The 24,655-nt window shown below is 63.7% G+C and carries 24 protein-coding genes; 7 read left to right on the forward strand and 17 right to left on the reverse strand.

Annotated elements, in window-relative coordinates:
- Positions 1–24: 24 nt before the first annotated feature.
- The 3 genes from AC5SSZ_RS17860 to AC5SSZ_RS17870 all read left to right on the forward strand — a co-directional run bounded on the left by AC5SSZ_RS17860 (position 25) and on the right by AC5SSZ_RS17870 (position 2,902).
- Complete coding sequence (locus AC5SSZ_RS17860) at positions 25–876, forward strand: tetratricopeptide repeat protein (protein ID WP_495439176.1); 852 nt, start codon at positions 25–27, stop codon at positions 874–876.
- 3 nt (positions 877–879) lie between these two features.
- On the forward strand, positions 880–1,401 hold the full coding sequence (locus AC5SSZ_RS17865) for a prepilin peptidase (protein WP_495439178.1): 522 nt from the start codon (positions 880–882) through the stop codon (positions 1,399–1,401).
- Positions 1,402–1,594: 193 nt separating this feature from the next.
- The gene (locus tag AC5SSZ_RS17870) at positions 1,595–2,902 is read left to right on the forward strand and encodes a DUF8689 domain-containing protein (protein ID WP_495439180.1); all 1,308 of its coding nucleotides are present in this window, start codon (positions 1,595–1,597) and stop codon (positions 2,900–2,902) included.
- A 58-nt stretch (positions 2,903–2,960) separates the two neighbouring features.
- On the opposite strand, the gene AC5SSZ_RS17875 is transcribed toward AC5SSZ_RS17870, so the two are convergent.
- Positions 2,961–4,481, reverse strand: a complete 1,521-nt coding sequence (locus AC5SSZ_RS17875) for an MFS transporter (RefSeq protein WP_495439182.1) — start codon at positions 4,479–4,481, stop codon at positions 2,961–2,963.
- A gap of 264 nt (positions 4,482–4,745) precedes the next feature.
- Here AC5SSZ_RS17875 and AC5SSZ_RS17880 point away from each other — a divergent pair, with 264 nt between their 5' ends.
- From AC5SSZ_RS17880 to AC5SSZ_RS17895, 4 genes are all read left to right on the forward strand, one after another.
- Complete coding sequence (locus AC5SSZ_RS17880) at positions 4,746–5,270, forward strand: MarR family winged helix-turn-helix transcriptional regulator (RefSeq protein WP_495439184.1); 525 nt, start codon at positions 4,746–4,748, stop codon at positions 5,268–5,270.
- 34 nt (positions 5,271–5,304) lie between these two features.
- Positions 5,305–7,731 (forward strand): ligase-associated DNA damage response DEXH box helicase, encoded by a 2,427-nt coding sequence (locus AC5SSZ_RS17885; RefSeq protein WP_495439186.1) that lies wholly within the window; start codon positions 5,305–5,307, stop codon positions 7,729–7,731.
- A gap of 26 nt (positions 7,732–7,757) precedes the next feature.
- Positions 7,758–8,414: a ligase-associated DNA damage response endonuclease PdeM gene (gene pdeM / locus AC5SSZ_RS17890; RefSeq protein WP_495440316.1), complete on the forward strand. Its 657-nt coding sequence runs from the start codon at positions 7,758–7,760 to the stop codon at positions 8,412–8,414.
- Positions 8,415–8,488: 74 nt separating this feature from the next.
- Entirely contained in the window at positions 8,489–8,899 is a 411-nt protein-coding gene (locus AC5SSZ_RS17895; protein WP_065272682.1) for a PaaI family thioesterase, read from the forward strand.
- Between the two features lie 90 nt (positions 8,900–8,989).
- Here the strand turns inward: AC5SSZ_RS17895 and folD are convergent, their stop codons facing one another.
- The 16 genes from folD to ruvB all read right to left on the reverse strand — a co-directional run bounded on the left by folD (position 8,990) and on the right by ruvB (position 24,624).
- On the reverse strand, positions 8,990–9,892 hold the full coding sequence (gene folD, locus AC5SSZ_RS17900) for a bifunctional methylenetetrahydrofolate dehydrogenase/methenyltetrahydrofolate cyclohydrolase FolD (RefSeq protein ID WP_065272681.1): 903 nt from the start codon (positions 9,890–9,892) through the stop codon (positions 8,990–8,992).
- Between the two features lie 46 nt (positions 9,893–9,938).
- Entirely contained in the window at positions 9,939–10,244 is a 306-nt protein-coding gene (locus AC5SSZ_RS17905; RefSeq protein WP_065272680.1) for a chorismate mutase, read from the reverse strand.
- 63 nt (positions 10,245–10,307) lie between these two features.
- A complete protein-coding gene (locus AC5SSZ_RS17910; protein ID WP_065273725.1) occupies positions 10,308–11,984 on the reverse strand; it encodes a formate--tetrahydrofolate ligase in 1,677 nt (558 codons plus the stop codon).
- A gap of 187 nt (positions 11,985–12,171) precedes the next feature.
- Positions 12,172–12,747 carry an MOSC domain-containing protein gene (locus AC5SSZ_RS17915; protein WP_495439189.1) on the reverse strand — a complete coding sequence of 192 codons (576 nt, stop codon included), beginning with the start codon at positions 12,745–12,747 and terminating at the stop codon, positions 12,172–12,174.
- A 292-nt stretch (positions 12,748–13,039) separates the two neighbouring features.
- A complete protein-coding gene (ftsH, locus tag AC5SSZ_RS17920) occupies positions 13,040–14,953 on the reverse strand; it encodes an ATP-dependent zinc metalloprotease FtsH (protein WP_065272678.1) in 1,914 nt (637 codons plus the stop codon).
- 75 nt (positions 14,954–15,028) lie between these two features.
- The gene (gene tilS / locus AC5SSZ_RS17925) at positions 15,029–16,282 is read right to left on the reverse strand and encodes a tRNA lysidine(34) synthetase TilS (RefSeq protein WP_495439191.1); all 1,254 of its coding nucleotides are present in this window, start codon (positions 16,280–16,282) and stop codon (positions 15,029–15,031) included.
- Positions 16,279–17,124, reverse strand: a complete 846-nt coding sequence (ybgF, locus tag AC5SSZ_RS17930) for a tol-pal system protein YbgF (RefSeq protein WP_274827734.1) — start codon at positions 17,122–17,124, stop codon at positions 16,279–16,281. Before ybgF ends, tilS begins: the two co-directional genes overlap by 4 nt.
- 4 nt (positions 17,125–17,128) lie before the next feature.
- A complete protein-coding gene (gene pal / locus AC5SSZ_RS17935) occupies positions 17,129–17,635 on the reverse strand; it encodes a peptidoglycan-associated lipoprotein Pal (RefSeq protein ID WP_065272677.1) in 507 nt (168 codons plus the stop codon).
- Positions 17,636–17,741: 106 nt separating this feature from the next.
- Positions 17,742–19,082 (reverse strand): Tol-Pal system beta propeller repeat protein TolB, encoded by a 1,341-nt coding sequence (gene tolB, locus AC5SSZ_RS17940; RefSeq protein ID WP_495439193.1) that lies wholly within the window; start codon positions 19,080–19,082, stop codon positions 17,742–17,744.
- Positions 19,079–20,224, reverse strand: coding sequence for a cell envelope integrity protein TolA (tolA, locus tag AC5SSZ_RS17945; protein WP_495439195.1), 1,146 nt, complete (start codon positions 20,222–20,224; stop codon positions 19,079–19,081). The genes tolB and tolA overlap by 4 nt, the downstream gene beginning before the upstream one ends.
- Positions 20,225–20,239: 15 nt before the next feature.
- Positions 20,240–20,758, reverse strand: a complete 519-nt coding sequence (tolR, locus tag AC5SSZ_RS17950; RefSeq protein ID WP_495439197.1) for a protein TolR — start codon at positions 20,756–20,758, stop codon at positions 20,240–20,242.
- A gap of 3 nt (positions 20,759–20,761) precedes the next feature.
- Complete coding sequence (gene tolQ / locus AC5SSZ_RS17955; RefSeq protein ID WP_065272673.1) at positions 20,762–21,457, reverse strand: protein TolQ; 696 nt, start codon at positions 21,455–21,457, stop codon at positions 20,762–20,764.
- 107 nt (positions 21,458–21,564) lie between these two features.
- Entirely contained in the window at positions 21,565–21,951 is a 387-nt protein-coding gene (gene ybgC, locus AC5SSZ_RS17960) for a tol-pal system-associated acyl-CoA thioesterase (RefSeq protein WP_274834516.1), read from the reverse strand.
- A gap of 67 nt (positions 21,952–22,018) precedes the next feature.
- Positions 22,019–22,576 carry an RNA 2',3'-cyclic phosphodiesterase gene (gene thpR, locus AC5SSZ_RS17965; protein WP_065272671.1) on the reverse strand — a complete coding sequence of 186 codons (558 nt, stop codon included), beginning with the start codon at positions 22,574–22,576 and terminating at the stop codon, positions 22,019–22,021.
- Positions 22,577–22,594: 18 nt separating this feature from the next.
- Positions 22,595–23,254, reverse strand: coding sequence for a hypothetical protein (locus tag AC5SSZ_RS17970; protein WP_495439200.1), 660 nt, complete (start codon positions 23,252–23,254; stop codon positions 22,595–22,597).
- 338 nt (positions 23,255–23,592) lie between these two features.
- On the reverse strand, positions 23,593–24,624 hold the full coding sequence (gene ruvB, locus AC5SSZ_RS17975) for a Holliday junction branch migration DNA helicase RuvB (protein WP_274827841.1): 1,032 nt from the start codon (positions 24,622–24,624) through the stop codon (positions 23,593–23,595).
- Positions 24,625–24,655: the final 31 nt, after the last annotated feature.

Here is a 24,655-nt window from a genome sequence, read left to right on the forward strand (position 1 = left end):
CAGAGCAGCAAAAGGACGCATAAAATGCGCCAGTCAATTCTTGTGACACCATGCCTGATCGGCGCACTGGCCCTGTCGGCCTGCGTAAAACCCGATGGCAAGGAAACCGTCGAACGGGCGTTTCAGGACGTGAACGTCGTCGATGAACACAACCTCAACGATGTGATGCTGACCGTGGCGGACCCGAATGAGGCGGTGAGCTACTTCCAGAAATCGCTGAAATCCTCTCCGGACCGGATCGATTTCCAGCGCGGACTGGCCACTTCGATGATCCGCGCCAAACGCAATACCGAGGCCGCAAGCGCCTGGAAAAAAGTCGCGGCCCACCCCGAGGCGACCGTGGAAGACAAGGTCTCGCTGGCAGACGCCCTGATCCGCACCGGCGATTGGAAAGGCGCAAAGGCCGCGCTGGATTCAGTGCCACCAACACATGAAACCTATCGCCGGTATCGGCTTGAGGCGATGGTGGCGGATGCCAACAAGGAATGGAAACGCGCCGACAGTTTCTATGAAATCGCCACTGGTCTCACCACGCAGCCTGCCAAGGTGATGAACAACTGGGGTTACTCAAAACTCTCGCGCGGCAGCTATGCCCAGGCCGAGCGCCTGTTCAGCGACGCCATCCGTCAGGATCCCTCGCTGTTCACCGCCAAGAACAACCTGGTTCTGGCCCGCGGTGCCCAGCGCAATTACACCCTGCCGGTAATCCCGCTCGATCAGACAGAGCGCGCCCAACTGCTACACACGCTGGCGCTGTCGGCGGTGAAACAGGGCGACGTCAAGACAGGTGAGAACCTGCTGCGCGAAGCCATCTCCACCCATCCCCAGCATTTTGAGGCCGCGGCCCGTTCGCTGGCGGCCCTCGAAAACGGCTGATCCATGGTCCATCTGGCCATCCCGGCCCAGGCCGCGCTGTGGTTCCTGCCCTTCGTGCTGCCGCTGTGCTATGCGGCAGCGCTGACGGATCTGCGCGGCATGCGCATTCCCAACTGGATCAATGACATGCTGGGTGCGGTCTATGTGGTGGTCGGGCTTTTCGTGATGCCGACCTGGGCCGATTATGGCTGGCAGCTGCTGCATCTACCCATCGGGATCGGCCTTGGCTTTCTGTTCTATTCTGCAGGCATGATTGGCGCCGGGGATGCCAAATTCGCGGGTGCCGCCGCACCGCTGGTGGCGCTGGGTGATCTGCCTGCGGTGATGATGATCTTTTCCGCCAATCTCCTTGCGGGCTTTGTCACCCATAGGCTGGTAAAATACACACCGCTGCGCAGGCTCGCGCCCGACTGGCGCAGCTGGAACGTCGGCAGCAAGTTTCCCATGGGCCTATGCCTTGGCGGCACATTGGCCATCTACCTGATCCTTGGCGCCCTGTTTGGCAGCCTGCCTGCAGCCGCCTGATACCAAAGCTGAGACCTCCTGTCGGTCACTAAAATCCAGCTCAAATTGCAACGCCTTTCCCGGAAATGCACCAGCATTGCCGTTGTCTTGCCACAGTGGTGAATAGACTGTGAGGCCAGCAACGCAGCTCTTGTCCCCTGCCCCGCCAGGCAGAGGCGTAGCAGGGGCACAGGATGAACAGACAGGCCGTGACATGAACATGCAGACCAGCGCCGTGGTGGCGCCGCCCGCGCCCAAGGGGCTTGCCCAGATGCAGCTGCCCATCGTGATGATGCGCGATATCCTTCTGAAAACCATGTTCCGCAAGAACGCGGATATGGTCAGCGATATCGCTGCCGCGCTGTGCTTGCCGATCCCGGTAACGCAGGAACTGGTCGACATGGCACGCGAACACAAACTGCTGGAGGCGACCGGCACGCTCAACGCCAACAGCGGCAATGAAATGGGCTATCAGCTCACCGATGCGGGGCGCGCCCGCGCGCTCGATGCGCTCAGCCAGTCGGAATATTACGGTGCCATGCCGGTGCCGCTGGATGTCTACCGCGAACAGGTCGAGCGCCAGTCGATCCGCAACATCATGGTCACGCGGCAGCAACTGACGGACGCGATGGGGCATCTGATCCTGCCGGACAGTCTACTGGACCACCTTGGCCCTGCCGTCAGCGCCGGCCGGTCGATCCTGATGTATGGCCCGCCCGGCAACGGTAAATCCTCCATCTCGAACGGGATCCGCGATGCCCTGGGCGATTGTGTCTACGTGCCGCGCGCCATCGAATACGCTGGTCAGGTGATCACCGTCTATGACCCCATCGTGCACACCGCGGCCGAGGAAGAAGCCGAAGACCCCAACGCCCTGCGCCGCCCGCGCCGGTTCGACACCCGCTATGTGAAATGCGAACGGCCCACCGTCGTCACCGGGGGCGAATTGTCCCTGTCGATGCTTGATCTGGTCTATAATCCGACCGCGCGCACCTATCAGGCGCCTCTGCAGTTGAAATCCACCGGCGGTATCTTCATCGTCGACGACCTTGGCCGTCAGGCCGAGCCGCCTCAGGCGCTGGTCAACCGCTGGATCGTGCCGCTGGAAGAGGGGCGTGACATCCTGGCGCTGCAATCGGGTGAAAAGTTCGAGGTGCCGTTTGATACGCTGGTGATCTTTTCCACCAACTTCCACCCGAACGAGATCTTTGACCAGGCCGCACTGCGCCGGATCTTCTTCAAGATCAAGATCGACGGCCCGGATCAGGAAAACTTCCTCAAGATCTTTGCCCTGGTGGCGCGCAAGAAGGGCATGCGTCTGGACGAGGCTACATTGGTGCATCTCCTGAAGACGAAATACCCCACCATCGACAACGTCTACGCCAACTACCAGCCGGTGTTCCTGATCGACCAGATGATGGCGATCTGCGATTTCGAAGGCATCCCCTACGAGATGAGCCCCGATCTGATCGACCGGGCCTGGGCGAACATGTTTGTCGAGGATGAGGAGATCGTGAAGTAAGACGCTGCAAACAGCGCCCCTAGGCTAGGGGACGGCAGCGCATTTCTTGTGGCTTTGCCTAATCCGCTTCTGCCGCCCGGCTCATGGTGCGATCCTCCAGCGGGATTTCCGCCAGGAACAGCGACATCAGGCAGGCAAGGCAAGCCAGCACCGTAGCAGCCCAGAACACCGGGTGCAGCGCCTCGGCGATACCGGTCAGCACCGCCTCGCGCAGGCCGGGCTCCATCGCCATGATGGCATCCTTGCTGAGGCTGCGCGGGTTCATACCGCCAAGGGCGCCGCCCAGTTCCCGCGTCAGACCGGCGGCAAACACCGCGCCAAAGACCGCCGTGCCGACCGAGCCGCCGATCATCCGGAACATATTGGCGCTAGCGGTCCCAACACCGACCATGGTCAGCGGCACCGCGTTCTGGATCGAAGTGACACCAACCGCCATCACCGGCCCGATCCCCAGCCCGGTCAGCACCATCGACACCGCAATCCACCATTCGGGTGTGCCGGTGCCCATCTGCGCAAGGGAGGCCATCGCCCCGGCCAGGATCAGCGTGGATACGGTCGGCATCCAGCGATACCGCCCGCTCCGCACCATGATCCGCCCCGAAAGGGACGAGCCAAGGATGATCCCGACCATCATCGGAAAGGTGAACATGCCCGACAGCGCCGGGGACATGCCCCGCACCACCTGCATGAAAAAGGGCACAAACACGATGGTACCGAACATCGCCGAACCGACGATCAGCCCAACGGCGTTGGACACCAGGAAATTGTTGATCCGGAACAGGCGCAGCGGCAGGATCGGCTCCTTGGCGCGGCTTTCGATCATCACAAAGACGGCCAGCGCCGCCAGTGTCGCGATCAGAAGGCCCTGCATCTCGGCGCTGCTCCAGGGCAGCGTTGAGCCGCCAAGGCTCGCTGAGATCACCGCCAGTGAAAGCAGCAGCGACAGGCTCAGCCCGCCCGCATAGTCAATCGAGGGTCGCCGCCCGGTTGGCACCGAGCGCAGCGAGCGGGCCAACACCACAAAAGCCGCCAGCCCCAGCGGCAGGTTCAGCAGGAACAGCCACTCCCACGCGAAATGCTGCACGATAAAGCCACCCGCCAGCGGGCCGACCACGGTCGAGGCAGCAAAGACGCTGCCCAGCATCCCCTGATAGCGGCCCCGCTCGCGGGCGGGGACAGCATCGGCGACAGTGGCCATAGAGACGACGATCAGCCCGCCGCCGCCAACGCCCTGCACAAACCGCCCCGCCACCAGCACCCAGAGGTTCGGCGCCAGCGCGCAGATAAGTGAGCCAACAAGAAACACCACGATGCCGCCCTGCATCACCGGTTTGCGCCCGAACAGGTCGCCCAGCTTGCCACAGACCGGCGCCCCGACGGTCGCCGCCATCAGATAGGCGGTAATGACCCAGGTGATCTGCGACAATCCGCCCAGCTCGCTCAGAATCGTGGGCAGCGCCGTCGTCACCACCGTCTGACCCAGCGAGGCAATGAACAAAACAGAGGCCACCGCGCCGATCATCAGCTTCAGCTCTCTGTCGTTCAGGGCTCCGGGGGTGCTTGGGATCGGTCCGCTCACGTGATAATCCTTGCTCTGGCTTGATTTGAAAGGTGGCCGCTCCGCAGTTGCATTGCGTTCGGCCCTGAAACAGGTCATCTGATAATAGCACATGTATGACGACGTCATTTACATGTCAACAGCATGTAATTTTGTCAGCCCCCCCGGGCCGACGACCTCCTGGAGGATGGAACCATAGCCGGGCGCAACACCGAACTGACGAATTTCCTGGAACAGGCCGGGATTGACAGCCGCACCAGCACGGCAGCGCTGGAGATTGACGACGTGCTGCAACAGTGGCGGCGCCGGGTGAACAAGCGCGAGCTTGGCTCGGCGGCGCTGGCGGCCTTTGGGCTGGCCGAGGAGGTCGATCTGGCCCAGCTTGACGTGATGATGGCAATCTGGGCCCCGGCCAGCACCTTTGGCAGCGACGATGCCGAGGAAGAGGTCATGGTCTCCACCGTTGCCGCGCGCCTGCGCATCGACCCGTCGCGGGCCTCACGGCTGACCAGCGACCTGATCGCCCGAGGGCTGGCCCGGCGCACCGTCAGCCAGCGCGACGCCCGCCGCACTCTGGTGGAGCTGACGGAACGGGGCACCGCCATCATCGAAGCCGTGCGCCAGTTCAAGTTCCTTGTTCTTGGCGAATTCCTGTCGGGCTGGAGCGAAGAGGAACTCGCCCTATTTGTCCCCCTGTTCGAACGGTTCGTCACCTGGACCGAAGAAGCCGGAGATATCGGCAACAACCGTTTCCCGGACGAGATCAACGCCATCAGCGCACGGCTGGCGCAGGTCCCCGGCGCCTCCTGACGCCCTGCCCGCCGCCGCCCCAAACGGAACCTTTATGGATAGCACCGCCGTCTTGCCGCCCCGGATCCTGAACTGGTTCAGCGCCCGAGGCTGGTCCATCCATCCGCATCAGCAGGACATGCTGGACCGTGCCACCGATCCCGCCACGCTGCTGATCGCCCCCACTGGCGGCGGCAAGACGATGGCCGGTTTCCTACCGACGCTGGCCGAGCTGGCAGACGGCAGCCACGAAGGTCTGCACACGCTCTATGTCTCACCACTCAAGGCGCTGGCGGCGGATATCAAACGCAACCTGCGCACGCCGGTCGAGGAAATGGGACTGCCGATCCGCATTGACGACCGCACTGGCGACACCCCTCAATCGCGCCGCAAACGCCAGCGCGCCGACCCACCGCATATCCTGCTGACCACCCCCGAAAGCCTGGCGCTGATGGTCTCTTACGAGGATGCCGCCCGCACCTTTGGCGGGCTGCGGCGCATCGTCATCGACGAAATCCACGCTCTCGCCGAAAGCAAACGCGGTGATCAGCTGATGCTGGCGCTGGCGCGGCTGCAAAGCCTCTGCCCGGATCTGCGCCGGGTGGGCCTTTCGGCCACAGTGGATGATCCCGCCGCCATCGCCCGCTATCTGGCGCGCCATCCGGACCCCTGCGATATCGTGCTGGCTGATCCCGGCCCCGCCCCCGATATCGCCATGTTGCACACGAGTGAGGCACCGCCCTGGGCCGGGGGCGGCGCGGCCTATGCGATCCCTGCCGTGCTGGAACAGATCCGCGCCCATCAGACCACGCTGATCTTTCACAACACCCGGGCACAGGCGGAAATTTTCTTTCACAACCTGTGGCTCGCCAATGAGGATGCGCTGCCCATCGCCATTCATCACGGCTCGCTTGACCGGGCGCAGCGCGAGCGGGTCGAGGCCGCGATGGTCGCCGGAGAGCTGCGCGCCGTGGTCTGTACCGGCTCGCTGGATCTGGGCATCGACTGGGGCAACGTGGATCTGGTGATCCAGATTGGCGCCCCGAAGAACGTCAAACGGCTGGTGCAGCGCATCGGGCGGGCAAATCACCGCTACAACGCCCCGTCCAAAGCGCTTCTGGTGCCCGCCAACCGGTTTGAGGTGATCGAATGTCACGCCGCGCTGGAGGCGGTGCAGGCCGGCAGGCTCGATGGTGATCCGCGCCCGCCGGGGCCGCGCGACGTGCTGTGCCAGCATATCCTGATCACCGCCTGCGCAGGACCGTTTGATGCGGATGCGCTTTATGCCGAGGTCATCAGCACAGGCGCCTATGCCAGCCTCAGCCGTCCTGAATTTGAGGCCTGTCTCGATTTCTGCGCCACCGGCGGTTACGCCTTGCGCGCCTATGACCAATGGCAGCGCCTGCTGCAGCGCCCGGACGGCTTGTGGCAGCTGCGCGATCCGCGCGCGGCGGCCCGCATCCGCATGAATATCGGCACCATTCAGGACGCCGACCTTCTGAAGGTGCGGATGAAACACAGCCGCGGCGGCAAGCCGCTGGGCGAGATCGAAGAGGCCTTTGCCGCCACATTGACCCCCGGCGATACCTTCCTGATCGGTGGCCAGATCGTGCGCTATGAATCCTTGCGCGAAATGACAGTGGAGGTTAGCCGCGACCGGGGCCGCAAGCCGAAGATCGCCGTGTTCTCGGGCACCAAATTCGCCACCTCCACCCAATTGAGCAAGGGCATTCTGGACCTTCTGGCGCGCGGCGACTGGCCCGATCTGCCCGCCCACACCGCCGACTGGCTTGACCTGCAGCGCCAGGTGTCCGAATTGCCCCGCGCCGGGCAGATGCTGATCGAAAGCTTTCCGCATCAGGGCCGGGAACATACCTGTCTCTATGGCTTTGCCGGGCGCAACGCTCAGCAGACGCTGGGGCTGCTGGTGACCAAACGGATGGAGGAGCTGGGCCTTGATCCGCTGGGCTTTGTCGCCACAGATTACGCCACGCTGATCTGGGGCCTTGCGGAGCTGACCGACCCCGCGCCGTTGCTGGAGGCCGAGGCCCTGCGCGACGGGCTGGAGCGGTGGCTGGCGGAAAACGCGGTGATGAAACGCGCCTTTCGCGGCGCGGCCACCATCGCCGGGCTGATCGAACGCAACAGCCCCGGCGCCCGCAAATCCGGGCGGCAGGCGACGTTTTCATCCGATATCCTCTATGACACGCTGCGCAAATACGATCCCGATCACCTGCTGCTGGATATCACCCGCGACGAAGCGCTAAGCGGGTTGGTGGATTTTGCCCGTATCGAGGAAATGGCCGACCGCATCCGGGGCCGCGTGACCCTGCGACGACTTGAGCGGATCAGCCCGCTGGCCGCGCCCTTACTGTTGGAAATGGGAAAGGTGCCAGTTCAGGGCGCTGGGGCACAGAAACTTCTGGAGCGCGAAGCCGAAGAACTGATGCGCACCTCGGGCCTCGCGGAGCTGGACACATGAACGATCCGGCAGGATCCCAGGGCGCCCTGCTCGGCTATGACTTCACGCTGGCAGGCGCACGGCTCACCGCGCTTGGCAGCGGCGCGCTCTGGTGGGCAGAGCGGCGACTGCTTTGCGTCTCGGACCTGCATATGGGCAAATCCGAGCGCCACCTGCGGCGCGGCGGTGCGCCCCTGCCCCCTTATGAGACCCGCGATACACTGGCGCGGCTGGCGGCGCTGATCCGGCAACTGCAGCCCGAAACCGTGCTCTGCCTAGGCGACAGTTTCGACGATCTGGCCGCCGCCCGTGCGCTGCCTCCAGAGGACGTGCAGGACCTACGCAGCCTGATCGCCGTACAGGAATGGATCTGGGTAGAGGGCAACCACGATCCGGGCCCTACGGGATTTGGCGGTCGCTCCTGCACCGAGATGCGCCTTGGACCGCTCACCTTTCGCCATATTGCCGAGGGTGACGCCGAAGCAGGAGAGATCTCAGGCCATTACCACCCCAAGGCGCGGCTACGCCGGGGCAGTGCCCGCCCCGCCTTTCTGCTGGATCGCACCCGACTGATCCTGCCCGCCTTTGGCACCTATACCGGTGGGCTGCGCAGCAGTGATCCTGCCCTTGCGGGACTGATGGCGCCAGAAGCGATTGCGATCCTGACCGGACCAAAACCCCTGCCCTGCCCAATGCCCCGCTAGGCTGCCCAGCTAGACCGGCCCCGCTAACGCAACGTCTTGTTCCCACCGGTCCCTGCAGGCCGTATGATCGCGGCATGAGCACAGATCGCATATCAGACAGTTTCGCCCGCCAAAGCATGATGCAGACCCTTGGCGCCACGCTGGATTCCGTGTCGCCAGGCAAGGTTGTGGTCTCCGCCCCCATCCTGCCCAGCAGCCTGCAACAGCACGGCGTCGCCCACGCGGCGTTGACCTTTGCCATCGGCGATACCGCAGCAGGATACGCGGCGCTGTCCCTGATGCCCGAGGATCAGGAAGTGATGACCGCAGAAATTAAGATCAACCTGCTGGCGCCCGGCGCTGGGGATCGCCTGCGGGCCACCGGCACCGTGGTGAAACCCGGGCGGCGGCTGGTCGTGGCCACCTGCGAAGTCCATGCCATCACCGGTGAGGAAGAAAAGCTGGTGGCGATCCTGCAAGGCACCATGGTGCCGGTCGCCAAATAAAATCCTGCCCCACCAGAGACCAAACAGCAGAACACCCGCCGAAACAGTCCGGCGGGTGCAGCTGACAAAAGCGTCAGAGTATCAAAGCAATCAGGCGGTCAGACCTTCCGGCTCTGCCAGACCGTTGGCCCGGCAGCAGGCGGTGACCGTGTTGGCCAACAAGCAAGCGATGGTCATCGGACCGACACCACCCGGCACCGGGGTGATGGCACCGGCGCGGGCCGCGGCGCTTTCGAAATGCACGTCACCGACAAGGCGGGTCTTGCCTTCGCCCTTTTCGGGGGCGTCGATGCGGTTGATACCAACGTCGATCACAGTAGCGCCTTCCTTGATCCAGTCGCCGGGCACCATTTCCGGGCGCCCGACGGCGGCCACCACGATATCGGCGCGGCGCACCACATCGGGCAGATCCTTGGTGCGGCTGTGCGCGATGGTCACGGTGCAGCTGTCACCCAGCAGCAGCTGCGCCATCGGTTTGCCCACGATATTGGAGCGGCCGATCACCACCGCGTCCATGCCCGACAGGCTGCCGTGATAATCACGCAGCATCATCAGACAGCCCAGCGGCGTGCAGGGCACCATGGATTTCTGGCCGGTGCCCAGAAGGCCGACGTTGGAGATATGGAAGCCGTCCACGTCCTTGGCCGGGTCGATGGCGTTGATCACCAGATCCTCGTCCAGGTGACCGGGCAGCGGCAGCTGCACCAGAATACCATGCACAGCGGGATCATTGTTCAGCTGATCGATCAGCGCCAGCAGGTCGGCTTCGGAGGTTTCCGCCTCCAACTTGTGCTCGTAGGAGTTCATGCCGACCTCGACGGTCTGCTTGCCCTTGGAGCGGACATAGACCTGGCTCGCCGGATCCTCGCCCACCAGCACAACCGCCAGACCGGGGGTGATGCCGTGCTCTTCCTTCAGGCGCGCCACATGTTCGCCGACCTGACCGCGGACCTTGGCCGCAAAGGCCTTGCCGTCAATGATATTTGCTGCCATCGCTTCGTTCCTTCTCAGGGCTGCAAGACCAGATGCGGCCTCGCGCTCATGTCTCGGGGATCTCTCGCGCCTCGCGCGAAATCGACCAATCCACCATATCGCGCCAGATACCTTCGACCAGAGCAGGATCGAGCCCCTCGGCCTCGGCGGTGCGGCAGGCGTTGACCACAACCTCCTCAACACGGGCCGGGATCCGTGCGGGCCAGCCATTCACCTGCTTCAGCTCTACCGCCCGGTCGATATAATCCGCCCGCGCCCGCAGCATCCTGACCAGTGCCACATCGAGCGCATCAATCGCGGCGCGCAACTCTCCCATATCGGCGCAGTCCTGCGGTGGTTTCGGATTGGTCATCGTCACAAAAACTCCTACGGCCCGGGAATAGGTCCCCGGGCCGCAGATTGCGCAATTTGCGCCTTAGAACAAGCCTTCGATCTGCCCTTCGGCATTCAGATGGATGTTTTCCGCCGCAGGGGTGCGGGGCAGGCCCGGCATGGTCATGATCTCACCGCAGACAACCACGACAAACCCGGCGCCCGCAGAGAGGCGGACCTCACGCACCGGGACCGAGTGGCCGGTGGGCGCGCCGCGCAGGTTGGGATCGGTCGAGAAGCTGTACTGGGTCTTCGCCATACAGACCGGCAGGTTGCCATAACCCTGATCTTCCCAGAGTTTCAGCTGATCGCGGATCTTCTTGTCGGCCAGCACCTCATCGGCGCGGTAGATGCCCTTGGCGATGCGCTCGATCTTCTCAAAAAGGGTCAGCTCATCGTTGTAGAGCGGTGCGAACTGGCTGACGCCGCTGTCGGCGATTTCCGCCACGCGGCGGGCCAGATCGGCAGAGCCTTCCGAGCCCAGTTCCCAGTGACGCGACAGGATCGCTTCGGAGCCCTGGGTTTCCACGTAGTCCTTGACCGCCTGGATTTCCGCATCGGTGTCGGTGACAAAGTGGTTGATCGCGACGACAACCGGCACACCAAAGGATTTCAGGTTGCCGATGTGACGGCCGAGGTTGGCGCAGCCTTCCATCACCGCTTCGACGTTTTCGGCGCCAAGATCTGCCTTGGCCACGCCACCGTTCATCTTCATCGCGCGCACAGTGGCGACCAGCACAACGCAGTCGGGTGCGATACCGGCCTTGCGGCACTTGATGTTCATGAACTTCTCGGCGCCGAGGTCCGCACCAAATCCCGCTTCGGTCACAACGTAATCAGCAACTTTCATCGCGGTCTTTGTCGCGATGACAGAGTTACAGCCGTGCGCGATGTTGGCGAAGGGACCGCCGTGGACAAAGGCCGGGTTGTTTTCCAGCGTCTGCACCAGGTTCGGCTGCATTGCGTCCTTCAGCAGCACCGCCATGGCGCCTTCTGCCTTGATATCACGGCAATAAACCGGGCTGCGGTCGCGGCGGTAGGCCACGATCATGTCGCCCAGACGCTTTTCCAGATCCTGCAGGTCGTTGGCCAGGCACAGGATCGCCATCACTTCGGAGGCCACGGTGATGTCGAAACCACCTTCGCGCGGGAACCCGTTGGCAACACCGCCGAGCGACACGTTGATCTGGCGCAGGGCCCGGTCGTTCATGTCGACAACGCGGCGCCACTGGACGCGGCGGATGTCGATTTCCTGCTCGTTGCCCCAGTAGATGTGGTTGTCGATCATCGCGCTCAGCAGCGAGTGTGCCGAGGTGATCGCGTGGAAGTCACCGGTGAAGTGGAGGTTCATGTCCTCCATCGGCACGACCTGCGCGTAGCCACCACCAGCGGCGCCGCCCTTCATGCCGAAGTTCGGACCAAGCGAGGCTTCGCGGATGCAGACCATGGCGTTCTTGCCGATCTTGTTCAGACCATCGCCCAGCCCCACGGTGGTGGTGGTCTTGCCTTCGCCCGCCGGGGTCGGGTTGATCGCGGTCACCAGGATCAGCTTGCCATCGGGTTTGTCCTGCACCGAGTTGATGAAGGACTGGCTCACCTTGGCCTTGTCGTGGCCGTAGGGCAGCAGATCGTCATGCGACATGCCCAGCTTGCTGCCGATGTCCTGAATGGGGAGCTTCTTCGCTTCGCGCGCGATTTCGATGTCACTCTTGTAGCTCATGGCCTGGTTCCTGACCTGTTTCTGTCCGTTGACCGGCTCGCGGGCCGGAGTTGACCAAGACTTAGCCAGACTGCGGCAAATGGCGCGCGTGATTTCCGACATTATCGTGTCTTGAAGCGGCGTAGGGCGAATTCGATCGGAACTTCGGGTGTCCGAAAGGAACGCATTGTTCCTTTCGGGCGCGGCTTCAGGGCGCCCAGGCGCGCTGATCCGGCACAAAAACCGTCAGAGCATCCCCGATTGAGAGCCGCCCCGGACGTTCTACCCAGGCGGTGATTCCCCGTCGATTTTTCGCCGCAGGTTTGAATTTCGCGCCGTAACCGCCATGATCCTTTTCGATCTCGCGCCCCGGCAGCACGCAGGGGCGGTTCTCCATATCCACGGTCAGGGTGGTGCCATCCGGCCCCTGCAGCCGGGAACTGGGCGGGATGAAGGTGAAATCGGGAATACCGCGCAGCACCAGGCTGGCACCCAGCCAGGCCGGGTCGATCTGCTCCAGCCCCATATCCGTCGCAATCAGGGCCAGCTCTTCCTCAGAGAGAATGGTCAGCTGGCGCACGTTGCGGATTTCGGTGCCGGTGGGATAGAGGTTCTTCACCCGCACGCAGGAGGAACGCAAACTGCCCTCGTGACGCTCCCCCGCAATGCCGTCAAAGCCGAGGTCCAGCGTCTGCTGTGGAATCGCTGCAAGCCCCTCTCCTGCCGGAACCTGTCCCATCCAGACAATCTCTCCGGTGAATTCGGTTTCGCGCAAGACTGGCATGTGAGGACTCCCCTGTACTTCATCCGCTTTGCACTACCGCTTTCGCAGGGCACAGCGCTTTTGCCGAACCATACACGCTAAGCCCCGAACTGCCAGAGAGAACCATGGGGTTCATCCAGGGGGGCGGTCGGATCGCAACGCGATCCGATCCGGGCGCTGGGGCGCCGGGCAGCACAGCTGTCCGGCGCCCCAGCGCCACCCCCACCCCAACCGGCCCAGTCCAACCGAATGTCCACTGCTGCAAAGAAAAAGACCCGGTCAAAGACCGGGCCTTCTAAATTCAGGAAACGCCTCAGGAAGACGGTTCCGGCTCCATGCCGCCCTCGGGCGGGGTTTTCTTCGGCTTGGCCTTGGGCACTGCGGTGACCGAGGCACTACCCTGATCGGTATCGTCGCCTTCGTCCTCTCCAGAATGCGGCGGCTCGCCACCCATGACGCGCTTGATCTCATCGCCGGTCAGGGTTTCGTACTCGAGCAGACCCTGCGCCAGACGTTCCCATTCGTCGTGATGATCGGTCAGGATCTTGAAGGCGCGGTCATAGCCCATCTGGATGAACTCGCGTACCTCTTCCTCGATCAGCTCCTTGGTATGGGCGGAAACAGAGAAGCCGGTGGTGTTGCCACTGTAACCTTCGTGCGCCTCGGCATAATCGATATTGCCGACCTTTTCCGACATACCCCAGCGCATCACCATGGCGCGGGCCAGCTGGCTGGCCTGCTGGATATCGCCGGCCGGACCGTTCGAAACGTGGCCTTCACCGTATTTGATGATTTCGGCGGCCTTGCCCGCCATGGTCATCGCCAGCTTCTGCTCGCACTCATCCTTGTGCCAGTTCAGGCGATCCATCTCGGGCAGGCTGACAACCATGCCCAGGGCACCGCCGCGCGGAATGATCGTCGCCTTATAGACCGGATCACACTCGGGCAGCTTCAGGCCGACAACAGCGTGGCCCGCCTCGTGATAGGCGGTCTTTTCCTTCTGATCCGCCGTCAGCACCATCGAGCGACGCTCGGCGCCCATCATCACTTTGTCCTTGGCGTTCTCAAAGTCTTCCATGGTGACAAAGCGGCGGCCGACGCGAGCAGCCATCAGCGCAGCCTCGTTCACGAGGTTCGCAAGATCCGCACCAGAGAAGCCCGGGGTCCCGCGTGCGATGATGCGCATATCCACATCGGGGCCCAGCGAGGTCTTGCGTGCGTGCACGCCGAGGATCTTTTCGCGGCCCTTGATGTCGGGGTTACCGACGGTGACGTTGCGGTCAAAGCGGCCCGGACGCAGCAGCGCGGGGTCAAGAACGTCCTTACGGTTGGTCGCCGCCAGGATGATCACGCCTTCGTTGGCTTCAAAACCGTCCATCTCGACCAGCAGCTGGTTCAGCGTCTGTTCGCGCTCGTCGTTACCGCCGCCATAGCCGGCGCCACGATGGCGGCCCACGGCGTCGATTTCGTCGATGAACACGATGCAAGGCGCGTTCTTTTTCGCCTGTTCGAACATGTCGCGCACACGGGATGCACCGACACCGACGAACATTTCAACGAAGTCCGAACCGGAGATGGTGAAGAAGGGCACGCCAGCCTCACCCGCGATGGCGCGGGCCAGCAGCGTTTTACCGGTACCCGGAGGGCCTACCAGCAGCGCACCCTTGGGGATCTTGCCACCAAGACGCGAGAATTTCTGCGGGTTGCGCAGGAATTCCACAATCTCTTCGAGCTCTTCCTTGGCTTCATCGATACCGGCAACATCGTCAAAGGTGACGCGGCCGTGTTTCTCGGTCAGCATCTTCGCCTTGGACTTGCCAAAGCCCATGGCGCCGCCTTTGCCTCCGCCCTGCATCCGGTTCATGAAATAGACCCAGACACCGATCAGCAGCAGGAAGGGCAGCAATGTGATCAGGAACGACTGGAAACCCGACTGCTGCTGTTTCTCAGCTCGCACCGGGATGTTGTTCTCGATCAGCATCGAGGTGACTTCCGCGTCCCCCGGCTTGATGGTGACATAGCTCTGGCCATCGGATGTGGTGAAACGAACCTGCTCCCCGTCAAGGGTGACGGTGCTGACCTGTCCGCCTTCGACGGCGGCAACAAAGTCGGAATAGGTGCGCTCACGGCTCTGCATGGTGCTGCCCGACCCGCTGAACAAATTGAACAGCGCGAGGATCAGCAGAAACAGAACGACCCAGAAGGCGATATTGCGTGCATTACCCAAGGAAAATCTCCCAATATTCGAGGCGACGCGTAGATCGCCCACGTTGCGCTTAAAATAGGGAACATTCGGTCAGGTTCAATGCGATAAAAAGGATGCAAAGAACTCTTCTTCGCTGCAGGTCAGCTCTGCCGTACATCCCGGCGCCGGTCTCACCAGCGGTGCGGCAACCAGATCGGCCCCGCGCCACAAAGCAGGGGTGACCTCCAGCACTGGTCCCGGCAGACCGGTTTCCCGCCAATTCGGACAGAGCTGAAGCCCCTCTGCCCCGAGGGCACGCACCTTACAATCGTCTGATTTTACGCAACTAATTCCCCAGCGCCCATCCCAGACCTCACCGGGTTCCGCGATCTGGCCACGTACGGCCTGCGCTTCGCGGCAGATCCAGACACGGCCCCGGCGGCACAGGATGCGCCCACCAGCAAGGGTAGCCGAACCGCCGGTACGGGCGGTTTCCAGCGCCGCCATCATCGGCGGGCGCCGCGGCGGATAGGTGCCGCCAGAAACCCATTGCAGCGCCGCCCGCAGCAACCGGTGGGCAATTTCATCCGGCAGTCCCGCAAAATACGCCCGCTCTACCGCCACAGCGCCCGCCTGAAACGAAAATCCCTCCTGCGCCGCCGATAGTGCATAGTGATCAAGCGTTTGCCGCGCCTGTTGCATATTTTTTGCAACAAGCGACAGCGCCTCGACGCTCAGCCCCAGTTCTTCAAGCATCGGCAGGGCCTGGCGCAACCGCACCCGGTCGAATCGCCTGTCCTCATTTGACGGATCGTCGACCCAAGGTACGCCTTCGGCGCGCAGGTAATCTCGCAGATCCGCCCGGCGCAAAGACAAGAGCGGACGCAGCAGCGTCAGATCCTCAAGCTGCCGCACGGCGGACATTGCTGACAATCCATCCACGCCAGAGGCCCGCGTCAGCCGCATCAGCACGGTTTCCGCCTGATCGTCTGCCGTATGACCCAGTGCCAGTGCGGCGATGCCTTTGCTGCGCGCCCAATCCCGCAGCAGACCATAGCGGGCCTGCCGGGCCTGATCCTGCAGGTTGCCCGCGCCGGGTCCCTCGGCCCAGTGCAGAATATCGTGTGAAAGTCCAAGGCCCGTGGCCAGCGCCGCAACCCCTTCAGCCTCGGCGGCCGAGGCTGCGCGCAATCCGTGGTCCACCGTGACCGCGTAGAGTTGCACCCCTTCGGGAGTCAAAGCGCGGTGTAGGATGTGAAGAAGCGCAACCGAGTCGCTCCCCCCGGAAACAGCAACCCCCAGCCGGTCTGGCAGGGGGTGTGGAATCTGGGCGCAAACGCCTGCAATGATATCCGCTGCGTCTTGCGTCAAGAGCAGCCCAGCGTGGCCATCTCCGCCTCGGCACGGGCCACCGTATCATTGCCGGGGAACCGTGCGTTGACTTCAGAGAGGGTGATGCAGGCCTGATCGCGCTGGCCCAACCGGCCAAGAGCGGCACCCAGCTCGAACAACGCCTCGGGCGCCATCGGGCCAACCGCATCGCCGGTAAAGGACGCCAGATAGGCCCGCGCCGCCTCACGCGTGTCGCCCAGACCATCCATCGCCTTGCCGCGATGGAAATCGGCCTTTGCCGCCAACGGGCTACCCGGATAAGCGGCATTGAAGGCCGCGAATTTCTCGGCGGCGTCCTGATAGCTGCCCTCGTCCAGCGCCTGCTTCGCGGCATCGAAATCGGCGCGCTCGCCCACCGCCAACTCGCTGGCATCACCCGGCACAGGAACCGGCACAGAAGTCTCGATGCTTGCCGCCTCGGTGTCCCCGCCCAGCGTCGAGGTTTCACCCAAGGCACTGATGTCGCCGCCTTCCAGTTCGACCAAACGGAACTCCAGATCGCCAATGCGGTTGGTGCCATCGGCAACGATCCGGTTGATGCGGTATTCCAGTTGTTCGGTCTGAGCGGTCAGGCGCTGCAGCTCGGTTTCGATCGCCTCGACCCGGTCCAGCACGGAACTGCCTGCCAGATTGGTGGCAGGCGCGCCGGTGGTGGACAATTCGCGCGTCAGTCGCTGGATTTCCACGTGCAAGACGGTCAGCTCCTGCCGGATATCGGCAAGGGTCTGCTGGTCCTGCGCTGCTGCGGGCAGCGGCCCGAACAGCGCGGCAACGGCGGCCGAGGCAATCAGGGTGGCGCGGATCCGGCGGGGCAGCTGCATCGCCTTACCCCGTCAGGCCGCTGGCCAGAACGGTCACGGCGCGGCGGTTCTTGGCATAGCAGCTTTCGGCCGAACAGATCTCAAGCGGGCGTTCCTTGCCATAGCTGACGACCTGGATACGGTTGCCCGCAACCCCTTGGGAAATCAGGAACTCCCGCGCCGAATTGGCCCGGCGCGCGCCAAGCGCAAGGTTGTATTCCCGGGTGCCCTGCTCATCCGCGTGGCCCTGGATCGTGACGTTGTAATCGGTATTGGTCAGCAGCCAACCCGCCTGCCCGCGCAGGACCTCTTCGGCGGCAGGCGACAGGCTGGACTGATCCACCGCGAACAGCACCCGGTCACCGATGGCCTGCTGGAAATAAGCCGGGCTGGTGGGGTCTGAAACCGATCCAGCTGCACCGGCGCCCGCGCCGCTGCCATCCCCGAACCTGGTGTCGTCCCAGGAGGCGTTGCTACAGCCTGCAACCCCAAGGGCCGCGACCACCAGAAGTGCCTTTTTGAAACCGCTCATGCTCATTCCCTACCCCTTTACGTTTCTTGCTGGCAGCCTACCACATGTCGGATCAGGCAGCCATGCCGGTATTTTCCCCTATGACCGTCGTTTTACGGTCTGGGCCTCAATTTTGCAGCGGCGACCAGGCAGGATCCGATGCCCCGTCGGGGGTGCGGACCGGCTTCAGGTTGCGCCCAGTGATATCCACCGAATAGAGCAGCGCCCGGCCGCTCGCCCCCTGGGTTTCGCGGGTGAACATGATCACCCGGCCATTCGGGGACCAGGTCGGCCCCTCGTCCAGGAAGGATGCCGTCAGCAGGCGTTCCTCGCTGCCATCGGTGCGCATGACGCCGATATGGAACCGGCCCTTGCTTTGCTTGGTAAAGGCGATCAGATCGCCGCGCGGCGACCAGACCGGGGTGCCATAGCGCCCGGTGCCAAAACTAATCCGCCGCGCCGCGCCACCCGCTGCGGGCATCACGTAGAGCTGCGGCGCGCCAGAGCGGTCGCTTTCAAACACGATCTGGCTGCCATCCGGCGAATAGGAAGGCGCCGTTTCGATCGACGGTGCGTTGGTCAGGCGGGTGCGTTTTCCGCTGGCGATATCCATCGTGTAAATGTCGGTATTGCCGCCTTGGGACTGTGAATAGACCACCGTGCGCCCATCGGGGGCGAAACGCGGAGCAAAGCTCATGATACCATCGTCCGCCGACAGGATGCGGCGCTGCACCTTACCCACGTCCAGCACGTGGATCTGCGGAAAGCCGGTCTCGTAACTGGTATAAAGCACCCGGTCGCCGGTAGGCGAAAACCGCGGCGCCAGCACAATGGCATCGCTGTTGGTCAGATACTGCACGTTGGCGCCGTCATAATCCATGATCGCCAGCCGTTTGCGGCGGTCGTTCTTGGGGCCGGTTTCAGACACAAATACCACCCGGCTGTCGAAATAGCCGCCCTCACCCGTGATCCGGCTGTAGACGGCATCGGCCACCTTGTGCGCCATGCGCCGCCAGCCATCGGTGGTGCCGGAAAACTGCAACCCGCCGCCAAGCTCGCCTTCGGAGAACACATCATAGGCGCGGAAACGCACGGTCAGACGCTTGCCCTTTACGCTGACCGCGCCGGTAATCAGCGCCTGTGCATTGACGGCCTTCCAATCGGCAAATTTCACAGCGTCGTCAAAGGCGGCAACCTTGGAAATATGCGCCGAGGCCGGAACCTCGCGGAACAGGCCGGTGCCGCTCAGATCCGCAGCCACCACCCGGGCAATCTGCGCCGCGTATTCGCGCGCCGCCGGATCGTCAGGAATGAAATCGGGCACCGCATAGGGCAAGGGTTCGATCACACCCTGATCGATCTCGATCCGCAACGGCCCGTCTTGCGCCAAGGCAGACCCGTTCAGCGCCAGAACGGCGCCGCAGAATGTCAGGCCAATCAGAGCCAAGCGTGCCAGATAGGTCTTCATTTGATCCGCATCCTTTCGGGATTGAATGTCATCTCAATATCACGCCATTGCGCATATTTTTCAGGGGGAAGTTGAAATCCTCGTGAACCGCAGCGGATAATTGCCCGCCGGGCGGCCTCATATGCCTGTTTTGCCGCCGTTGCCGAGCCGCCGGTGCTGGACAGCATCCGGATCGATCCGGTGTCGGGCTTGCCATCCTGCGCGAGAGCAACCCCGACGACCACGGTGGTCTTCAGCGCCTCGGTCGATAGCGAGCCGACGTTCCAGCATTGCGACACCGCGACCCGTAGGGCGTCTTTCTCTCCCGAAGTCAGCGGCGGGCCAGAGGGTTCCGGCGCTTCCACATCCGCGCCGCCGGACAGCGCAGCGGCAAGCGCATCCTCCACAGCAGAAGGGTCCACCTGCGGCTGGGTGTCTTCGGTCTCAACCGGCGTCGGCGCCGCTTCAGGCTCCGGTTCCGGCGCCGCCGCGCGACGTACCGGCCGTCCACGGGGCCGCAGGGACTGCTCAGGCGCGGTCACGGTCTGCTCGTCGCTTTCGTTCTCTTCGGTCACGATACGGTCGCTGGCGGCCTCCGGGGCGGTGGCCTCCTGGACTTCCTGCTCTGTCTCGGCGCCAACGTCGGGGGCGACTTCGGGCTGTTCGATCTCATCCACTGCCGTGTCCGGCTCGGGCGGGGCTACTGGCACTGGGGCGACCCGGTCCACCGGGCGCTGCTGCTGCACTTCGGGCTGCGGCGCCACCAGCGCCGTTGTCTCCGGCGGCTCGGGCACGCCGGGCGCCGTGTCCGGCACCTCGGGTTCGGCAGGTTCCGGGGGCTGTTCGGGCGTTTCTGCCACCACCGGATCGGGGATTGGCGGGGACAGGGGTTCGGGTGTGGGGGGCTCCGGCTCTGGCCGCTGCTGTGGCGGCAAGGACACCTCCGGCGCGGCACTTTCCTGCGGCGGCTGCAGCGTGCTGGCCTCGGGCGCCACCTGCGGCGCCTGCCGCGTCTGGCTGAGGCGCTCGAATTCCTCGGCGCTGATGAGAGAGACCTCCTGCACCTCGAACGGCAACGGCTCGGACGGAAACCAGGCGCCAAATGCGACCCAGCTCAGCAGCAGCCCATGCCCTGCAAGAGAGATCTTGGTTCCGGTCTGCACGCGTCGTGCCCCCGCCTATTGATCCGGGCCGCTGCCCGACCCGCCATCTGCCGCACCCACTGGTGCACCATCCAGCGCCGGACCACCCACGTCGGTCACCAGACCCACGTTGGAAAAGCCGCCCGCATTGAGCGCCCCCATGATCTGCATGACATCGCTATAGGCAATCGCCCCATCGGCGCGCAGATAGACCCGGTCAGAACTGCGCTCAGCCGCGATGGCGCGCAGTTTCACCACTAGGTCATCCCGCGCCACCGAGGTGGTCTGGATCTGGATATCGCCGCCTGCGGTCATGGTGACAGTCAACGGCTCTTCCTCATCGCCAGGCAAGGCGCCGGCAGCGGTTTTCGGCAGATCCACCGGCACACCCACCGTCATCAGCGGCGCGGCCACCATGAAGATGATCAAGAGCACCAGCATCACATCTACAAAGGGCGTGACGTTGATTTCAGCCATCGGCTGCACCCGGCCGCGACGGCGGCCCCGGCGGCGCCCGCCCGATCCCGAAGACGACTGTTGAACAGCGGCGCCCATGGCTCAGGAATCCAGCTGACGGCTGAGAATGGTAGCGAATTCATCGGCAAAGGCTTCATAGCCGCCAAGGATCCGGTCACTGTCCGCGCTCAGCTTGTTGTAGAAGATCACCGCCGGGATGGCGGCCAGAAGGCCAAGGCCCGTTGCCATCAGCGCCTCGGCAATACCCGGCGCGACAACGGCAAGGTTGGTGTTCTGCTGTTCGGCGATTTCGATAAAGGCAGTCATGATACCCCAGACGGTGCCGAAAAGACCGATAAAAGGCGCCGTGGAACCGACGGTGGCCAGCACTGGCAACCCGCTTTGCAGGGTTTCTGCCTCTTTGGCGATGGCCACATCCATCGACCGGTCGATGCGCGCCTGCGCCCCGGGTATCAGCCCGCCATCGCTACGGTGGCTGCGGCGCCATTCCGCCATGCCAGCAGCAAAGATCCGCCCCGATGGCCCGGCCGGATCCGGCCCCAGCTGATCGAACAGCCCGTCCAGAGGCTCACCCGACCAGAAGGCGGCTTCAAAATCCGCCGCTTCGGCCCGTGCCTTGCGATAGTTGATGATCTTCTGGATGATGATGCCCCAGGACCATACCGAGGCGGCGATCAGCATCAGCATCACCAGTTTCACGGTGATCGTGGCCCGCGCGAATAGGCCCCACATAGAGAAATCAATCTCCTGCGCCAGCGCCAGAGTTTCTGCTTCCATTTGCCTGCTCTATCGTTTCCGGCCATCTGCCTGCGGCCTTGATTGAGGCAACGCTAGCGCAGTTCACACGGAAAAGCCAATGAAACAGGCGTGACAGAGGCCCCAGCCTAGAGCAATGCGCGAATCTCTGCCGGCAGGCGTGTGGGACGTCCATCCGCCGCGGTGACACAGACCGCCGTGACCACCGCCTTGAACAGGGGCGTGTCGCCGCGCCGCACCAGCTGCCGCATCGTAAGCCGCGCCCCGGTCAGTTTTTCCACCTCGGTTTCCACCACCAGCTCATCTTCGAACTTGGCAGGCGCCAGGTAATCGGCTTCGATCCGCTGCACCACCCAGATGAGACCCGCATCGCGCATGGCATTCTGGTCATTGCCAAGCTTGCGCACCCAGTCGCTGCGCGCCCGCTCGATATAGCGCAGGTAGTTGGCGTGATAGACGATCCCGCCCATGTCGGTGTCTTCATAGTAGACCTGTAACGGGAATTCATGCGTCATGATCTGCCCTTTCTCGCTCTTGCCCGCACCCTAGGGCGCCCCCCTCAGGCCAGCAAGCCCCAGGCCTTTATGACGGTGCGGGATCTTCCAAGGGGTAGTCCGCCAGCACCTCATAGCGCGCACCATCCGGCGTCAGGGTCGAGCGGAACAGCGCCATCCGGTCGATCTGCATCTCTGGCAGCGAGAAATCCCCCTGCGCCTGCAGGAAGGCGCCAAGGCGCTGCGCCCTGTGCTCCGGCATCAGGCGGGGAAACCGGGCAAGGGTGATATGCGGACGGAATCTTTCGCGCGGCAGGTCGATCTCCGCCCGCTCTGCTGCCCGCCGCACCTGATCGCGCAACCGGGACAGGCCGGGATCCGGCGCCACCGCAGCAAAAAGGATACGCGGCATACGACCGCCAAACAGATCCAGCCCAGTGATCCGCAACCTCAAGGGCACCGCCGCAATCCGCGTCAGCTCTTCATGCAGCAGCTGCAGTGCGAAATCGGGCTGATCGTCCAGAAAGGCCAGCGTCAGATGCAGATTGCCCCCAGGCACCACGCGCCCCACCGGGATCTCCTCTTGCAGGGTCTCCAGCGCCAGAATGGCCTCCTCTGGCAGTGACAGCCCGACGAAGGACCGCATGGCGCTGACCTCCCCTCTCTATTGCACAGGTGTGTCCGGCGGCGGCGCCTGAAGACGCGCAAACAGACGCAGCGCGTGCGAGGAATCATCCGCAGCCACCGGCATCATCCGGTCATAGGCGGCGGCGATCACCCCGGCGATCTCCGGGCGCAGGATGGTCGCGCCGGTTTCCGGCAGCACCGCCAGCGGGGACCTATCGGCAAAGGCGCCCTCGCCCCACATCAGCATCACCTGCACCGCCTGCGTCAACGCCAGGGTTTCCGCAGGCATCCGCGCCAGTTCGCCTTTCATCCGCAGGAAGACGAACCCGGCCTGGATGGCACCCTGATCATCAAACCGAAAGGCGCGGTACTGGCTGGCATCCGCCGCCTTGAGCCGCGCCACCAGAGGATCCAGATCCGGGATCAGACGGCCCAGATCCGGAACTTCCAAAAGCTCATCCCACTCGCGGAAGAAAAAGAACATCAGATTGGCGCCCAGTTCCGGGTCGGTTTCGGCCATCTGGTGCCCTGCCAGCGTCACCACAGCTTCGAGCGCACCCTTGATTGTCTTCAGCGTCTCCTCTTCGACACCAAAGACGATAGGTGCAATCGGTCGGCCCCAGCGGGCAAAGGCATAGCCGCCGCCGGGGCGGGAAAACAGCGCTTCGATCTGCTCCGGTGTCAGGTCCAGTGTCATGATGGCGGCTCCGTCGGTCATCCCAGTCTCGCATCGGGGCCGTCTATGCCTGCAAGAAAGCTGAACGGCAAGGGGCAGCTCCCGCGCCCGCAGGATCCCGGCTGCGCCGATGATCCTGACCGGCCTTGGGCCCGGCGCCGCTGTCGCGGCGCGGTTGCGCCATCCGCGCACGCCCCCTTTTTCGGGTCAAGGGACGCGCCAGCGGCCACGCGGTACGCGTGGTTCACCCTTGAGGCGAAAAAGGGGAACACACACTGGGACAGGTTCCTGAGGGACAGATCTGTCCTTCAGGAACCTCTCAGCAGCTTCTCGCGCCGCGGCAGCGGCGCCCCGCCCCTTCAGGAAAACAGATCGCTTTGCGATTTCGGCGGTGCAATCCCCAGATGCGTCCAGGCCTTCTGCGCCAGCATCCGGCCACGCGGCGTGCGCTGGATCAGCCCCTGCTGCAACAGGAAGGGCTCGATCACCTCTTCCAGCGCATCACGGCTTTCGCTCAACGCCGCCGACAGGGTTTCGATACCCACCGGGCCGCCCGAATAATTCTCGGCAATCAACCGTAGGTAACGGCGGTCGGCACCATCTAGGCCCAGATTATCGACACCAAGCCGGGTCAGCGCGCCATCGGCCAGCTCCCGGGTAATGGTGCCATCGCCCTCGACCACCGCAAAGTCCACCACGCGGCGCAAGAGCCGCCCGGCGATCCTGGGGGTGCCGCGGGCGCGCCGCGCGATCTCCCGCGCGCCGGCCTCATCCGCCGGGGCGCCCAGCTTGCGGGCGTTGCGGGTGACGATCTCGTGCAGCTCTTCCACGGTATAAAACTGCAGCCGGGTAGGGATACCGAACCGGTCACGCAGCGGTGTGGTCAGCAGGCCCATCCGGGTGGTGGCCCCAACCAGGGTAAAGGGCTGCAGCTCGATCCGCACGGTGCGGGCCGCCGGGCCTTCACCAATGACGAGATCCAGCTCGAAATCCTCCATCGCCGGGTAAAGCACCTCTTCGACCGCCGGGTTCAACCGGTGGATCTCGTCGATGAACAGGACGTCCCGCGCCTCCAGATTGGTGAGGATCGCGGCCAGATCACCTGCCTTGGCCAGCACCGGGCCAGAGGTCATGCGGAAGTTAACGCCCAGCTCGCGCGCCACGATCTGCGCCAGCGTTGTCTTACCAAGGCCGGGAGGCCCGTGAAACAGCGTATGGTCCATCGCCTCGCCGCGGCGGCGGGCGCTTTCGATAAAGACGCGCAGGTTGGCACGCGCTTCGGCCTGACCGATAAACTCGCCCAGCCCCTGCGGGCGCAGGGCACGGTCGCCATCGCCTGCACCGTCTTCGGGCAATGGATCGGGGCGCAGAGTGGGATCGGCGTCAATCATTTCGGCCTCGCAGGCTATCATTCGCACGCTC

This window comes from Phaeobacter sp. CC-HEC084, from assembly GCF_059429255.1.

Bases quoted from the DNA above. Each gene is read 5' to 3' on its own strand.
- AC5SSZ_RS17860 (WP_495439176.1), top strand. From the start codon at position 25: ATGCGCCAGTCAATTCTTGTGACACCATGCCTGATCGGCGCACTGGCC.
- AC5SSZ_RS17865 (WP_495439178.1), top strand. From the start codon at position 880: ATGGTCCATCTGGCCATCCCGGCCCAGGCCGCGCTGTGGTTCCTGCCC.
- AC5SSZ_RS17870 (WP_495439180.1), top strand. From the start codon at position 1,595: ATGAACATGCAGACCAGCGCCGTGGTGGCGCCGCCCGCGCCCAAGGGG.
- AC5SSZ_RS17885 (WP_495439186.1), top strand. From the start codon at position 5,305: ATGGATAGCACCGCCGTCTTGCCGCCCCGGATCCTGAACTGGTTCAGC.
- AC5SSZ_RS17895 (WP_065272682.1), top strand. From the start codon at position 8,489: ATGAGCACAGATCGCATATCAGACAGTTTCGCCCGCCAAAGCATGATG.
- folD (WP_065272681.1), bottom strand. From the start codon at position 9,892: ATGGCAGCAAATATCATTGACGGCAAGGCCTTTGCGGCCAAGGTCCGC.
- AC5SSZ_RS17905 (WP_065272680.1), bottom strand. From the start codon at position 10,244: ATGACCAATCCGAAACCACCGCAGGACTGCGCCGATATGGGAGAGTTG.
- AC5SSZ_RS17910 (WP_065273725.1), bottom strand. From the start codon at position 11,984: ATGAGCTACAAGAGTGACATCGAAATCGCGCGCGAAGCGAAGAAGCTC.
- AC5SSZ_RS17915 (WP_495439189.1), bottom strand. From the start codon at position 12,747: ATGCCAGTCTTGCGCGAAACCGAATTCACCGGAGAGATTGTCTGGATG.
- ybgF (WP_274827734.1), bottom strand. From the start codon at position 17,124: ATGCAGCTGCCCCGCCGGATCCGCGCCACCCTGATTGCCTCGGCCGCC.
- pal (WP_065272677.1), bottom strand. From the start codon at position 17,635: ATGAGCGGTTTCAAAAAGGCACTTCTGGTGGTCGCGGCCCTTGGGGTT.
- tolB (WP_495439193.1), bottom strand. From the start codon at position 19,082: ATGAAGACCTATCTGGCACGCTTGGCTCTGATTGGCCTGACATTCTGC.
- tolR (WP_495439197.1), bottom strand. From the start codon at position 20,758: ATGGGCGCCGCTGTTCAACAGTCGTCTTCGGGATCGGGCGGGCGCCGC.
- tolQ (WP_065272673.1), bottom strand. From the start codon at position 21,457: ATGGAAGCAGAAACTCTGGCGCTGGCGCAGGAGATTGATTTCTCTATG.
- ybgC (WP_274834516.1), bottom strand. From the start codon at position 21,951: ATGACGCATGAATTCCCGTTACAGGTCTACTATGAAGACACCGACATG.
- thpR (WP_065272671.1), bottom strand. From the start codon at position 22,576: ATGCGGTCCTTCGTCGGGCTGTCACTGCCAGAGGAGGCCATTCTGGCG.
- AC5SSZ_RS17970 (WP_495439200.1), bottom strand. From the start codon at position 23,254: ATGACACTGGACCTGACACCGGAGCAGATCGAAGCGCTGTTTTCCCGC.
- ruvB (WP_274827841.1), bottom strand. From the start codon at position 24,624: ATGATTGACGCCGATCCCACTCTGCGCCCCGATCCATTGCCCGAAGAC.